This window comes from Streptomyces sp. ADI95-17 (assembly GCF_003846175.1).
GTDB lineage: Bacteria > Actinomycetota > Actinomycetes > Streptomycetales > Streptomycetaceae > Streptomyces > Streptomyces sanglieri.
Window position 1 is genome coordinate 129675 of the sequence record NZ_ML123045.1, and the last position, 14246, is coordinate 143920.

General features: G+C 67.5%; 10 protein-coding genes. 9 read left to right on the forward strand and 1 reads right to left on the reverse strand.

The window, feature by feature from the left end; all coding sequences use genetic code 11:
• Positions 1-40: 40 nt before the first annotated feature.
• The gene (locus tag EES42_RS08780) at positions 41-454 is read right to left on the reverse strand and encodes a peptidase inhibitor family I36 protein (protein ID WP_124717585.1); all 414 of its coding nucleotides are present in this window, start codon (positions 452-454) and stop codon (positions 41-43) included.
• A gap of 514 nt (positions 455-968) precedes the next feature.
• Between EES42_RS08780 and EES42_RS08785 the strand changes: the two genes are divergently transcribed.
• From EES42_RS08785 to EES42_RS08820, 9 genes are all read left to right on the forward strand, one after another.
• A complete protein-coding gene (locus tag EES42_RS08785) occupies positions 969-1817 on the forward strand; it encodes a thiopeptide-type bacteriocin biosynthesis protein (protein ID WP_241196327.1) in 849 nt (282 codons plus the stop codon).
• 1 nt (position 1818) lies between these two features.
• Positions 1819-4551: a lantibiotic dehydratase gene (locus tag EES42_RS08790; RefSeq protein WP_124717587.1), complete on the forward strand. Its 2733-nt coding sequence runs from the start codon at positions 1819-1821 to the stop codon at positions 4549-4551.
• The gene (locus EES42_RS44640) at positions 4515-4673 is read left to right on the forward strand and encodes a hypothetical protein (RefSeq protein WP_164495200.1); all 159 of its coding nucleotides are present in this window, start codon (positions 4515-4517) and stop codon (positions 4671-4673) included. The genes EES42_RS08790 and EES42_RS44640 overlap by 37 nt, the downstream gene beginning before the upstream one ends.
• A 107-nt stretch (positions 4674-4780) precedes the next feature.
• The gene (locus EES42_RS08795; RefSeq protein WP_124717588.1) at positions 4781-5968 is read left to right on the forward strand and encodes a lanthionine synthetase LanC family protein; all 1188 of its coding nucleotides are present in this window, start codon (positions 4781-4783) and stop codon (positions 5966-5968) included.
• A 220-nt stretch (positions 5969-6188) separates the two neighbouring features.
• Positions 6189-7445 (forward strand): AAA family ATPase, encoded by a 1257-nt coding sequence (locus EES42_RS08800; RefSeq protein WP_124717589.1) that lies wholly within the window; start codon positions 6189-6191, stop codon positions 7443-7445.
• Positions 7445-8104, forward strand: coding sequence for an RloB family protein (locus EES42_RS08805; RefSeq protein ID WP_124717590.1), 660 nt, complete (start codon positions 7445-7447; stop codon positions 8102-8104). Before EES42_RS08800 ends, EES42_RS08805 begins: the two co-directional genes overlap by 1 nt.
• A 98-nt stretch (positions 8105-8202) precedes the next feature.
• A complete protein-coding gene (locus EES42_RS08810) occupies positions 8203-10806 on the forward strand; it encodes a type I restriction-modification system subunit M (protein ID WP_124717591.1) in 2604 nt (867 codons plus the stop codon).
• A gap of 46 nt (positions 10807-10852) precedes the next feature.
• Entirely contained in the window at positions 10853-12004 is a 1152-nt protein-coding gene (locus EES42_RS08815) for a restriction endonuclease subunit S (RefSeq protein WP_164495201.1), read from the forward strand.
• A 127-nt stretch (positions 12005-12131) separates the two neighbouring features.
• Positions 12132-14189 carry an AIPR family protein gene (locus tag EES42_RS08820; RefSeq protein WP_124717593.1) on the forward strand — a complete coding sequence of 686 codons (2058 nt, stop codon included), beginning with the start codon at positions 12132-12134 and terminating at the stop codon, positions 14187-14189.
• The last annotated feature ends 57 nt before the right edge of the window (positions 14190-14246 follow it).

The window sequence follows — 14246 nt, forward strand, 5'->3', positions numbered from 1 at the left end:
TCGGCCGGGGAGGACCTCCATACCTCTGGTGCTGTCGGCGCTACTGGGGCTTGAAGGAACGGATCTGGTAGTTCCCCTGGAGGTTGCCGCCGTTGCCGGCGGGGGTGGAGCCGACCCGGGCGTTGTAGTTGGTCTGGGTGTAGTACTGCACGCGGTGCCCGGTCGCGTTCCACACGGAGCGGACGTTCTGGCCCCGCTGGATGAACGAGCAGTCGTCGGCGGTATTCGCCCGCTGCTTGTCGGACCACTGGCAGCGGGTGCCACCCCCGTTCCAGTCGCTGTAGATACAGAAGTAACCGGGGCTGCAGCTGAAGGAAGCCCTGGCGCTCTCGGGAGCGGTGTTCCCGGTCGCCGCGGTTGCGGCGTTCCCGGTGGTCGCGGTCGCGGCGGGTCCGGTGGCCAGCCCCAGGGCGAGGGCGAGGGAGGCGATGGCGAGCGCGCTGAAGCGGTTCATGACAGAGACCTCTTTCCAGACGGTGATCAGGGTTCCGCCCCTGGTCACCGTTAGCGTGGCACGGTCGTGACCTGCGCAGACAGGCGGAAACGGGGGCGCTCGAAGCCCGGATGCGGTGCGCGTCCACCCTTGCCGTAGATCGTGCGACGGCGTGGGTTTCTGCGCTCCTGGCTCACGGATCACGCCAAGCGCACACCGGTCCATCATCCGACTAATTGCCATATTTCTTTCAGTCGGTGTTGACGAGGGAATTTACCTGTTGACGGACCTGACCGGTCCGGCGCAGACAGACAGGGCTTCCGGTTCCGGCCGGCCGGCCCGGGCGCATCCGGTCCGGCCGGCAAGCGGCCAGGGCGTTCCGAAGCGTCCCGTGCGTCCGCGAATCCGTAGACGACACAGCATCGAGCAGGGCTTCTCACGATTCCCCGGCGAGACCGCGGCGCCCACTCCGCGGACACATCCGGCGATCCCTGAGATGCACCGTCATGCCGAAAACACGACACACGGAGGTCCCATGCTGGGGGTGGAGCACCCGGAGACGAGCTGGGTTCAGGTGAATCTGGCCCCGCAGCCGCGTTCATGGCCGCGCCTGTACGAATGGCTCGCCGGTACCGCGCACGATCTCCTCGACGAACACACCGCGCGCGCCTTCTTCTTCATGCACAAGGCCCCCGGTCTGCGCGTGCGCTTCCAGGCGTCGAGGCCGGCCGGCACCGTTCTGCTGCAGACCGAACTCCTCGACCGGCTCAAGGAGTTCGGCCGACTTGCCGGGCCGCCGGTGTGTGCGGTGTACGAGCCGGAGTCCTACCTCTTCGGCGGCCCCGGCTCCATGCCGTGGGTGCACGACGTGTTCACCGCGGACTCCCTGGCCTGGCTCGACCACCACACCCGGCGGCCCGGTGACGGCGGCGGGCACGCCGCGGCCGACTGGCGGCTCTCGCTCGCCCTGCTCCGCGAGATGTTCGACGGCCTGGGCATCGTCGGCTGGGAACACCGGGGCGTCTGGGACGCGGTGCGCACGGACACCGGACGCCGCCTCCCCGAGGGCCTGCGGGACGCCGCGCTCCGCCGGGCGGCCCGGGGCATCCGCGCCTACTGGGAACAGCCTCGCGGACAGCTCCTCACCGGGCTGCCCGAGACCTGGCGCGTGGGCCAGGAGCGCCACTGCGAGGCGGTGCACCTGGCCGCGGCCCGCTGGCGCACCGGCTACTTCGAGTCCGGTTACGCACAACGCGGCCCGCGCCGCGCCGCCGCCCACGTCGTGATCTTCCACTGGAACCGGGCACGGCTCTCGCACGCCCGCCAGAGCCTGCTCGCCGAGGCCCTGTTCGACGACGGGGCGGACGACGGGACGGTGGGCTGACATGACCGGACTCCACACGGCCCCGCCGGCACCTGCCCGCCCCGGCCCGGCCGGCGACCGGCTCCTCGGCGCCACCGCCCTGGTGCGCGCCTCCGGCGTCCCCGCATCGATGTGGACGGCCGCAGGCGGTTCCGGGCTGTTCGGCCGGGTCGTCGAGCACGCCGACGCCGTCGAGCGGCAGACCGCGCAGGCCCGGCGCCTCGCCGAGGCGTTGAGCGGCGTCGTCCCCGACCGGCGCCTGACGGACACCGAGCGCCGTGCCGTGCTGGCCCTGCGCCGACGCCTGCACTCCGGCTCGGCGCCGGGCCCGGCGGACTGCCGGTTCCTGGAGACGGCGACCGCCGTACCCGAGTGGCTCGTACGGGAGGCCGGAGCGCTCTGCCGCGCCGCCGCGTCGGCCCTCGCGACCCGGGCGGAACTGGAGCGCGCGCTCGGCGACGAACGCGAGCGGGTGGGAGCGCTGGCCTGGTCGCTGGTGTCCGCCAGTCCGGTCCTGCGGGAGTTCGTCGACGGAGCGAGCCCCGGGCTGGCGCAGGACGTGGCCGCACGCCTGGCCGACGGCGAGACCTGGAGCGGGAAGCGGCTGCGCAAACGTTCCGCGTATCTGTGGCGGGCCCTGGGCCGGGCGGCGGCGAAGACCACACCGCGGGGATGGGCGGGGCAGGTCGCTCCGGTCCCGGTCGGCGGCTGCGGCTTCGCGGACGGGACGGGTTCCGGTTTCCCGGACGCGGTCACCGGGTCCGGGTTCCGGCTGCTCGCCCCCGGCACCGAGCTGGCCGGGCTGGCCGCCGCCGCCGTGGAGAACGTTCACGTCGTACGCACCCTCGCCGGTGCGCGGGACCTGCGGGGCGCCGACCCTGCCACCGCGCTCGCGCCCGCCCCGCTGTCCCTCACCGATGGGGGAGACGAAGGCGGTGCGGGCGGAATGCTGCGCTGCTACGCGATCGACCCGGGCGATCCCGGGCGGCTGAGGCAGGTCGCCGTGCGGCGTACCGCGCTGCTGGACCTGCTGCTCACCCTGTTCGCCGAAGGTCCGCGCACCCTCGCGGAGCTGGAATGCGCGCTGCCGGTCGCCGACCCCGTCGTACTGCGCGGATTCCTCACCCACCTGACGGGGCTGGGCGTGCTCCAGATCTGCGTGGCCCCGCGCCGGCGGCACATCGACTGGTCCCCGGCCGCCCGGGTCGCCGGATCCGGGCGACTGCCCCGGCCGACGGCCCGAGCCGGAGACCCCGGACCGGGCGACTGGTTCCTCGACTCCTACCGCAGCCTGGACGCCCGCGTGCCCGAACAGGCCGCGGCCCGCGTCCAGCGCGCCCTGCGCACCGCCCACCGCCTGGCCGCGCTGCGCCGGGCCGACCGGGACACGGGCTCCGGCGCGCCGACCCCCACGCCCGGTACCGAGCAGTTGGACGAGCACCCGCGTCCGGTCGGCGAGATCCTGGCCGCGCTGCTGTCGTCGGGCGAGCGGCCGTCCCCCGCGCCGGCCCCGCGCCGCTACGGGGGATGGCACCCGGCCCACGGACCGGACTCCGGATACGCCCGGCTCCTCGACCGTCTCGCCGCCCACCGCGACGCGGCTCAGGTGGACATCGACGACGACCTCCTGGACGAGTTCGGGGCGCCGCCGGCCGAAGCGGCGGTGCCGCCCTGGCCGTTGGACTGTCTGCTGCGCCCGCTGCCCGGCCCGGGGCCCGTCGCGGTACTGGAGACCGCCTCGCCCGCCGGAATCATCGACGCCCGGTTCGCCGAGGCGCTCCAGGACCTGTACGGCGGCTACGGCGCCGTCGACGCCTACCGCGACTTCCTGGCGGCCGTGGAGCGGCGGGCCGGGGTGAGGTTCGTCGAACTGCTGGTGCCGCCGGTCACGGACCATGCCGCGAACACCGTCCGACGGCCCGTCATCACCCGCTGGTGGACGGGCGATCCCAATCCGGCCGCGTATTTCGGGCCCGGTGGACCCGGGCAGCGCTACCTGCCACTGGACCGCATCACCCTGCGGCGGTCGGGCCACCGCATCGTCGCCGAGGCGGACGGCGAGCGCGTGGTGCCCGTCTACCACGCCACCCGCAACCCGATGCCGCCGTACGACCGGCTGGTGCGGCTGCTGCTGTCCGCCGGGCACCCCTGGGCGGGGACCGTTCTCAGTCTCGACGGTCTCGCCGCGGCCTTCCCCGCGTGCGACGACGTGATCCGCCTGCCGCGGCTGACGGCCGGCACGGACCTGGTCGTCTCTCCGGCCATGTGGCGGGTGCCACGGGCCCGCCTGTGGCGGCGGGACGACGGGGATCTCGACCGGGTGCGGGTGCTCGCCTCGCTCAGGCGGACCGCCGGTATGCCGCGATTCGTCTTCGTGCGGCCCGCCTTCGAGGCCAAGCCGGTGCCGGCCGACCTCGAAGCGCTGACCGCGCTGAACGTCATCGAACGGACCTGCGCCGCGCTGCCCGGTGACGAGCTGATCTTCGAGGAGATGCTGCCCGGCCCGCAGGGGCTGGTGCTGCGCGACGCCCTGCACCGGGGCGAACCGGTGGCCGCCGGGCTGTTGCTCAGGCTCCCCTTCGACCGGGCCCCCGAGGAGCTGGCGGTCTCCGCCGCCGCGCTCGTCCATGACGTCCCCGGCCCGCCCGCACCCGGTGCGGCGGCTGCCGGGGCGACCGGCACCAAACAGGAAACACCGAGAAAACAGGAGGAAATCCCATGCCCATCATCGAACTCACCGAGCTCGACACCCTGATCGACGAGCTGGACGAGAGGATCACCGGCTCGGACCTGCCCACCGTCGAGGCCAGCGACAGCCTGGCGTGCACCATCATCATCTGCAACTCGACCCTCTGTGGATCCGCCCTCAACTGCTGACGGCTCCTCACCCGGACGTCATGTGTCCCTCGCTGACCATGCGTCCATCACAGAGTTGAACGGAGCCACCCGGACCGGTCCGGGTGGCTCCCCGACGAGGAGGCCCGATGGCACCGCACGGCCCCGGACCGCACCCTTCGGCACTCGAACTCGCCCGGCAGTTCCTGGACGGATACCCGAAGTTCGAGAACGCCACCTCCGACCCCGGCATTCCGGTACTGGCCTCGCTGGTCGCCCGGGCGGGCGACCCCGCCGCGGCGGCGAGCGCCCGGCGCGCGGCCGCCGCCTGGTCCCGGACCGTCGGCCGCGGCCTTTCCCACGGCGGGCTGCTCGACGGCGGCCTGGCCGGAACCTACGTCGGCCTGCGCATGGCCGCCCGGATCCACCCCCCGCTGCACCGCGCCGCCGACCGGCTGCGCGACCACCTGCTGACCAGCGCCTCGGCGCACCCCTGGCGGACGACGGACGTCGGTCTGCCCGACTACGACCTCATCGGCGGACCGGCCGGCACCCTGCTCGCGCTCTGTGCACAGGAACCACAGCCGTCCGTACGCCAACTCCTGCCGTTCGCCTCCCACTTGGCGGCGCTGTGCGACAGCGACGACCTGCGCCGGCTGCACATCGGCCAGTACGCCGGAGATCCCCGGCTGGGCTGGCTGCAGGGCCGGGTGAACACCGGAATGGGTCACGGCGTGGCGGGACTCGTCGCCGCGCTCACCGCCACGGTCCGCCGCACCGGGCCACGGCCACGGCTGACGGACGCCCTGCGCCGCGCCACCCACTGGCTGGTGGAGCAGTCCTTCGAGGACGACCGGGGTGTCCGGAGCTGGGACGGCGCGGGCCGCGACGGCCCGCCGCCCGCCGGGGCGCGGGCCCGGCAGGCCTGGTGCTACGGCGCCCCCGGCATCACCTGGGCGCTCTGGGACGCGGCCGACGTGCTGGGCGACCGGGCGGCGGCCGACTGGGCGGCGGCCGCCTTCGCCACCCTCGCGGAGCGGTACGACGAGGACTTCCACCTCTTCGGCGATCCGCTGACGGACCGGCTCGCGCTGTGCCACGGCGCGGCGGGCGTGCTGGCCGTCGCCGACGCCTTCCACCGCTGGGCCCGGCTGTCGCCCGCCGCCGTGCTCGGCGCCCGGCTGGCCGATCACCTGACCACCCGGCTGCCGGCGGCCCTCGCCCCCGGACAACCGGGGACCTCCCTGCTCGTCGGAGCCCCGGGTGCCCTCGCCGCCCTGCTCACCGCCACCGACGACACCTCGCGCGACTGGCTGCCCTGCCTCGGGCTGCGGTAGGGGCCGCCCGGCGGATCACGGCCGGGGTCGGCGCCCGTGCGAGCCGGTCGGCTGCCTCCAGTACCCGGGTAGCGCGTGCGTGACGCACTGCACCGATCAGCTGTTCACTCCACTCGGACTGGTCAGGAGCGGTATGTTCCGGGAGTCCAGGCCCTCACCCGGCACGCTGATGTCCGTACGGACGATTAGTCTGACCGCGAGGATGCGAGAGGAGGACAGCGTGCTGCTGAGATTCCGTGTGGCGAACGTGCGCTCTCTGCGTGAGGAGCAGGAGCTGTCCTTCGTCGTCCCCGAAGATGAACCGAGCGGAGTTGCGCGCCCTCTCCATCTGGCGGGCGGCCGCTCTTCAGGCGTTCTTCCCTTGGTCGGCATCTTCGGGGCTAACGCGTCGGGCAAGTCGAATGTGCTGGCTGCCCTGACCGATATGCGCACGGCCGTCCTGAACTCGTACGCGCGCTGGGCGTCCTTCGACGGCACCGCGCGGATCCCCTTCGCACTCGATGCCAAGGAGGGCGACGAGCCGAGCTTCTTCGAGGCCGATCTCGTGATCGACGACGTGCGCTGGACGTACGGCTTCGAGCTCGGCTCGGAACGCGTCGAGGCGGAATGGCTGCACAGCTACCCCCGCGGGCACCGCCAGGTATGGCTCGACCGCGACGCCTCACGCGCCAAGGTGTACGACTGGCCGGGTAGCCGGGTGAAGGACCGGTCCCAGCTTGAGCGGCGCACCCGACCGAACGCGCTGCTCCTGTCCACGGCCGGCACGGACAACCATCCCCAGCTCTCGCCGCTCTTCCACTGGTTCCGCCGCAATCTCTGGCTCATCAACCCGGAGGACGAGCGGACGCAGCGCGAGGCGTTCACCACGAAAGAGCTTTCAGGCAGCCGCGCACGCCGTATCAACGAGCTGCTGAGGGTCGCCGACCTGGGGATCACCGGAGCCGAGGTCGTCGAGGAGGGCCAGGGCCGCGCCACGGTGAGACTCGCCCACCGGTCGGCAACCGGCGACGTGGCCTTCGACTGGCGGCATGAGTCCTTCGGCACCCGCTCATGGTTCGCGCTGCTCGGCCCGCTGCTCCTCGCGCTGGACGAGGGTGCCGTGCTGCTCATCGACGAGCTGGATTCGAGCCTCCACCCGCGGTTCGCCGCCGAGGTCGTCCGCCTTTTCCACGATCCCGAGGCCAACCCGAAGGGTGCGCAACTCGTCTTCACGTCACACGACCCATCGGTGCTCAGTACGCCGAGTGGCGGTCGACTGCTGGAACCGGGCCAGGTGTGGTTGACGGAGAAGGACGAGGACGGGGCCACCGAGCTGTATCCGCTGACGGCCGCGTCGCCGGGCGAGGAAGAGGACCTGACGAAGTCCTATCTGGCCGGTGCCTTCGGCGCGGTCCCCTCGCTCCTGGAGGGCCAGATCGCCCGGCGGCTGCTGGCCGCGAACGAGAAGGAACGCGAGTACGAGGCGGAGCGGAGCTGATGGCGCGTACAAGGGGGAGGGACTCGCTGGGCCCCGCGAAGAAGGGCGGGCGGCGCCGCAGGGTCGTGCATGTCTTCACCGAGGGCCGGGTCACCGAGCCCGACTACATCAACATCGTCCGGGACCGGGCGGGCGTGGCCGGGGTGGAAGTGCGGATTGCGAACTCCTCGGCCCCGGGCTCCCAGCGCAAGCCGATCAAGCTGGTCGAGGCAGCGGTGCGGCTCATGCGGGAGGAGACCCGCGAGGCGAAGCGCAGCGGCCTGGAGAAGAAGTACTGGCCGACGGTCTGGTGCATGTTCGACCGGGATGAGCACGAGTCGATCGACGCGGCGCTGAAGCAGGCCCGTGAAGGAGACGTCCGTGTGGCCTTCTCGCATCCCTGCTTCGAGGTATGGCGGCTGCTGCACCACAAGCCGGTGACGGGCACCTTCGGAGGTGTCTGCGGCCAGGCTTCGGCGCGACTGCCGTTCGCCAAGGACGCCGCGAACATCAAGATCGTGCTGCCCGAGCAGATCCCCGCGGGCAGCTACGCGGAGGCCAGGAAGCGCGCAGTGCGGATGAACTCGGTCCATGGTGACCATGTCCCGCTGTCCCTGCGCGACCCTTACACAAATGTCTTCGACTTCATCGAGGACGGCATGGGGATCACCGCCTACTGACGACAGGGCGCCGGCCGGTCAGGGTGAACGGTTTTCGCTTGGCCCTGCCGTCCCCGTAGGGTTCCTACGTCATATCGGGTCGTAGGGGAGTTGTGTACGTGGCCAAGCTCACGCTCGCGCAGTTGGAGCGGCATCTGTTCGCCGCCGCGGACATTCTCCGCGGCACGATGGACGCCTCCGAGTACAAGGACTACATCTTCGGTCTGCTGTTCCTGAAGCGGGCGAATGACGAGTTCGAGGCCGCGCGCGAACACATCAAGGAACAGGCGGCCAAGGAGCTGGGCCTCACCGGGGAGCTGCTGGAGAGCTACCTGGAGGAGGAGTCCGCGTACAGCGACCGCGATGTGCTGTTCGTTCCGAAGAACGCCCGCTGGAAGTGGGTCTCCTCGTCCTCCCACAACATCAACGAGGGTCGACTGCGTCCCGCTCTCCAGGCGCTGGAGAGCCAGAACAGCAAGCTCAAGGGCCTCTTCGATCACCTCGACTTCAACCGCATCGGCGGCTCCGGTACGTCGGCGAGCGCGGCCTCGCTGGCCGACCAGCGGCTGAAGCTGCTCATCGCGCACTTCGGGCGCATCCGGCTGCGGACGGACGACTTCGAGTTCCCCGATCTGATCGGTGCCGCCTACGAGTATCTGATCAAGGAGTTCGCGGACTCGGCGGGCCGTAAGGGCGGCGAGTTCTACACCCCGCGTGCGGTCGTCCGCATGATGGTCGAGCTGCTCGGCCCCCGGCAGGGCATGCGCATCTACGACCCGTGCGTCGGCTCGGGCGGCATGCTCATCCACGCCAAGGAGTACGTGGAGGAGCGCGGCGGCGACACCACGGACATGTTCTTCGCCGGCCAGGACGCCAACAGCGGCTCCTGGATCATGTCGACGATGAACATGGTGCTGCACGGAGTGCGCCGCTTCGACCTGCGCACCGGCGACACTCTTGCCGAGCCGGCACACGTGCCGAAGTCCGACGCGGACCGGTTCGACGGGGTGCTCAGCAACCCCCCGTTCTCCATGGACTACACGCTCAGCGACCTGGAGTACCGCGCGCAGCGGACGACGCACGGCGTGACGAGCGAGCGCGGCAAGGCCGACCTGATGTTCCTCCAGCACATGCTCTGGGAGACCAAGCGGGAGGGGCGCGGCGGCATGGTCATCACGGTCATGCCGCATGGGGTGCTGTTCCGCGGGGGTGGAGAGCAGGAGATCCGGACGAGGCTGCTGGACGAGGGCGCGATCGAGGCGGTCATCGGGCTTGCCCCGAATTTGTTCTACGGCACCGGTATCCCGGCTTGCATTCTGGTGCTGCGCCCGCCGAGGACACGGGGCTCGGAGGAAGAGAAGCCGGTGCTGTTCATCAACGCCGACCTTGAGTACCGCAAGGAGTCGGCGCAGAACGTCCTGCTGCCCGAGCACGCTGAGAAGATCACCTCTACCTTCCACGCGTACGCGGAGGTGCCCGGCTTCTCGCGTCTGGTGACCCGCAAGGAGCTGCGCGAGAACGACGACAACCTCAACATTCGCCGCTACGTGGACAACACGCCTCCGCCGGAGCCGCAGGATGTGCGCGCGCATCTGGTGGGGGGAGTGCCGCGCGCGGAGATCGCGGCGAAGCAGGCGCTGCTGGACGCGTACGGGGTTAAGCTGGGCGATCTCTTTGCCGAGCGCGACCCGGTGGACCCGGAATACGTGGACTTCCTGCCGGAGGGCCGGCGCCCGGATGCGGCGCGGCTGGCGGACCTGGCCCGGCCGCGTGAGGACGCGATGCGGGTCGCCTTCTCCAAATGGTGGGAGGAAGAGGCCCGGCACCTGGAGGCGGCGGCGGCCACGCCGGAGCGCCTTGCCGACCTGACCTCATCGGAGCGCAAGGCCGCCCTGATGGGGGTGCGCGGCTCGCTGATGGAGTCGTTCGTGGAACGACTGGGAGAGGTGCGGCTGCTCGACCGGTACGCACTGGCGGGCGCGGTGGCCGGCTGGTGGTACGAGGCCAAGTACGACTTGCTCGCGTTGTCGGAGAACGGGTTCGCGGGGGTCCTGGACGGCTGGATCGAGAACGTGGAGGGGCTGCTCGCGCCCGAGCAGGATCCCAAGACGAGGAAGCCCCGGAAGCGGACGGCTACGGAGCGGCGCCAGGCGTACGACCACAAGGTGGTTGCCGCGATCGCTCCCGACTTCCTGGAGGAGCTGGCGGCGGCTGACGCGCGGAAGGCGGAGCTGGACGCGCGGTGGAAGGAACTGAACGCCGAGCCGGAGCCGCCGGACGACGGCGAGGGCGGGGGCGACGAGGACGGCGATGCGCCTACGCGTGAAGAAGTTGCCCTGAGCGTTGAGCAGTTGGCCGAGCTTGCTCAGGTGAAGAAGGACCGAGCGAAGGCAGGTGCACTGATCAAGCGCCTTGAGGCGGCGTTCTGGTTCCCATGGCCGAGTGAGGATCCGGCCACGCTGGACGACGAACCGCCGAGGCTAATTCGGGCGCGGCAGGCGCTGGACCCGGAGGGGGAGCGCAGGGTGGTGCTGGAGCTGTTGCGGGATGACCTGGCGGGGAAGTTGGACGGTCATGTGGTGCGTCGGCGGCGGGAGTTGGTCGATGCGTATGAGATGTGGGCGGATAAGTACGCGGTATCGCTTCGTGAGATCCAAGCGCAGCGGGAGAAGGTTGCGGCGACGCTGGATGGGTTCCTAGAGGGGTTGGGCTATGGTGCCTGATACCGAGGTCCGGTGGATTCCGGTCCGTGAGGTCGGGGACGTACGCATGGGGAAGCAGCTCTCGCCTGCCAGCCGGGAGGCGGCAGGACAGTTCCCCTATCTGCGGGTGGCCAACGTCTATGAAGGGCGTATCGACGTCTCCAATGTGAAAAGCATGGGGTTCTCGTCGGCTGAGCGTGAACTGTATGGGCTGCGCCCAGGAGACATCCTGCTGAACGAAGGGCAGGAGAATCTTCGGATGGTAGGGCGGAGTGCTCTGTACTCCGGTACTCCAGGTGCCTACTGTTTTCAGAACACGCTCATCCGATTCCGCCCCGGGCCCAAGGTTCTTCCGGAGTATGCCCAAGCAGTCTTCGTGCGCTGGCGGTCGCTCGGGGTGTTTGCCGGTATTGCCGAGAAGACGAGCATCTCCCATCTGGGAGGTAGTCGGTTCGGGTCATTGCTGTTTCCTTGTAGACCACTGCGGGAGCAACAGCGGATCGTCGAGTTGACCGAGGCCGTGTCGGCGCAAGAGCGCGCCATCGAGATGTCGATTGCGAAGCTGCGCAGCGTGCGTCGGGGAGTCCTGCTCTCTGCTATGGCCACCATCAGGGCCGGAGAACCCCCGGCTGGGTGGTCTCGGGTACCGCTCAAGGATGTGGTACCCAAGGCCGAGTACGGCATCTCTGAGGCACTTGACGGAGACCAGCGAGGCGTCCCTGTCTTGCGAATGAATAATCTTGACAACGGCAGGCCGGAACTTTCGGACTTGAAGTACAGCCCAGTGCCAGTTCCCGGAAGGCTGGAGCTCCGGAACGGAGATGTGCTGTTCAACCGGACGAACAGTATTGACCATATTGGGAAGTCTGGTATCTGGCGCGAGGAGCTCCCTAGAGCCACATTTGCCTCGTACCTGGTGCGAATCAACCCTGACGAGACCCGCCTGATTCCGGAGTATCTCGTCGAGTGGTTGATGCATCCATCGATCCGCCAGAGGGTTCGATCGATCTCGACCGTCGCGGTCCAACAGGTCAACGTTAACCCGACTCGGTTGCGAGAATTGGAGATCGACATGCCCGTTGATTTGGCCGACCAGCGAAGAATCGTCGACTCGCTCCACTCATGCGATGAGCAAATCGAGAGTGAGAGAGTGGAGTTGGCGAAGGTGCGCGCACTCAAGCTGGGCCTTGTGGATGACTTGTTGACCATTCATGCCTGAGTTGCGGTTTGGTGATGAGCTGAATGACCTGCGGGAGCCTGACGACCGGAGCTTTCGCATCGGTTGGTGCATTTCGTAGATGACAAACCGTAGCGCGTAGAAACTAAAGGTTAAAGCGGGGGGAAGCGTGAAGGATCTTCAAGTTCGGCAGCTCGAATCCGAACTCACAACCCAATTTTCAGGGTTTATCGACCTCTCTGACCTTAATGGCCGCCCGGAAAGAATCCAGCGGAATTCCTTCCTTAGTCGCGCACTGGCGGCTCTTGCCGTCCATGTGCTGACGGGGATGGATCCCGAGCGTAGCGCAAAGTGCGTAATCGATAGCTTTGACGACTGGGGTATCGATGCCATCGCCGTTGATGCAGATAGTGACATCCCTCAGATTTGGGTAGTGCAAGCAAAGTGGAGTGAAAACGGGACCGCCACCTTTGATGGCGACGCGCTTAGGGCGCTGGAAGACGGATTCAGGAAGCTTGTAAGGGGTGAATATAATCGATTCAATCGGAGGATTGACCCCCTTCTCCCGGATCTCGATGCAGCTCTGAATAATGCTCGGACGAAAATAGTTCTCGCTCCGGCGCTGGCGGGTGATCAGGTGCTGTCGCCCAATGTCCTTCGAGGTCTGAGTGACCTATGCGATCAGTTTGACTCGGAGGTCATGAGGGTCGAACCGCTTCTGCTCTCGGATTTCATCTCCTCGATTCGCGCTGGAATTCACGATCCAAAAGTAAACCTTAAGGCAAAAATGTCGGATCTTAGGTTTCTTGAAGATCCCTACCTCGCCTATTTCGGCAACATCTCTGGTGATCAGGTCGCGAATTGGTACGCTACCGAACGGCATCGGTTGTTCAGGCGCAATATCCGCTATCCGCTAGGTCTGAACAAGGTGAATTCAGGGATCGTCGAAACCCTGCTGAGGGAGCCGGAAAGCTTTTGGTACTTCCATAACGGGATCACCGTACTTTGCGACAGCATGGAATCGGGCCTCAGAGGTGATTTGGAACTATTTGGGGCCAGTGTTGTGAATGGTGCTCAAACGGTCGCATCAATCCACGAGGCTCATGAACGTAACCCGGGCTCCGTGGCCAGGGCGCGTATTGCGGTCAGAGTAATTCCCCTGCAAGGAACCCCTAAAAACTTCGATCGGAGGGTGACGGTTGCCACCAATACGCAGAATGGGGTAGCGCAGCAGGATTTTCGGGCACTGGACAAGATCCAGGCTCGACTGCGCTACGAGTTCGATGTGGTACTGGATCGGAAGTATGCCAACAAGCGCGGAGAGTCGATCCCGTCCCCATCGGCTGGCTGCGGAATCCTTGAGGCGGCCGTTGCTTTGGCGTGCTCTCACGCGAATGCGGAAATGTCTTTTCGGGCGAACTCTGAAGAGCGGCGCTTGTGGAGCGACGATACTTACTTCGAGATTTTCAATCGCCCGGATGCGCTAAAGACCTGGCGTGCAGTGCAAGTGGTGCGGGAGGTTGAATCGGCTCTCGAAGCAACGCAGTCAGATCGGGAGGGTAGGGCCGCAGCTCTTGCGGAACAAGGGAGAAACCTGCTGGCGCATATCTTCTTTCAGGAGAATCCTGAGTGGAGCAAGCTTGCCGATGACGATTGGGAAAGTTTGATACAGAGTATTCCGTCGAAAGTGGATGGAATTCTTCGATGGGTGATGGATTGTATTGATTCTGGGGTTGCGGAGACTTCTCAAATCTGGAGTGTATTCCGTACCGCCCGTCGTTACTCCGTAATCGTTGCCGCGGTAAGGAAGGGGTTGCGTTCTGGGCGCCCTGTTCCCCAGCTGTCGGCTGATTATAGGGCGGATGAACGGGAGCGTCGCGCACGGCAAGCGAACGCTGTCACTGTCATCGTTGATGCGGGGGCGATTGAAGAGGGGACTTATCTAGAGTTCCGCCCTGCTACTAAGCCGGAAAGGAAGGCCCTGGCTGCTTGGGTTTCGGGAGATCCTCGTAGATCGCGGGCTACATGGGTCGACGATAAGTCAAATTCCCTCTTGTGGGAGTGGGATGGGGAACGTTACTCGCCGAGTCGGCTTGTTCAGGTAATGTTTGGTCAGGCAGGTAAACAAATCCCTAAAGCTGTCCAGGGGACCCGTCGATGGTTTGTCCCGGATAGGGGATCGCTCGTAGATATTGCTAATTCGATTCGGAATGAGTCGGAGGAATAGCATTAACGGGTTGGGGTAGCTCGTTATCTCGGCCTATACCCCTTATTTGATCAGAAG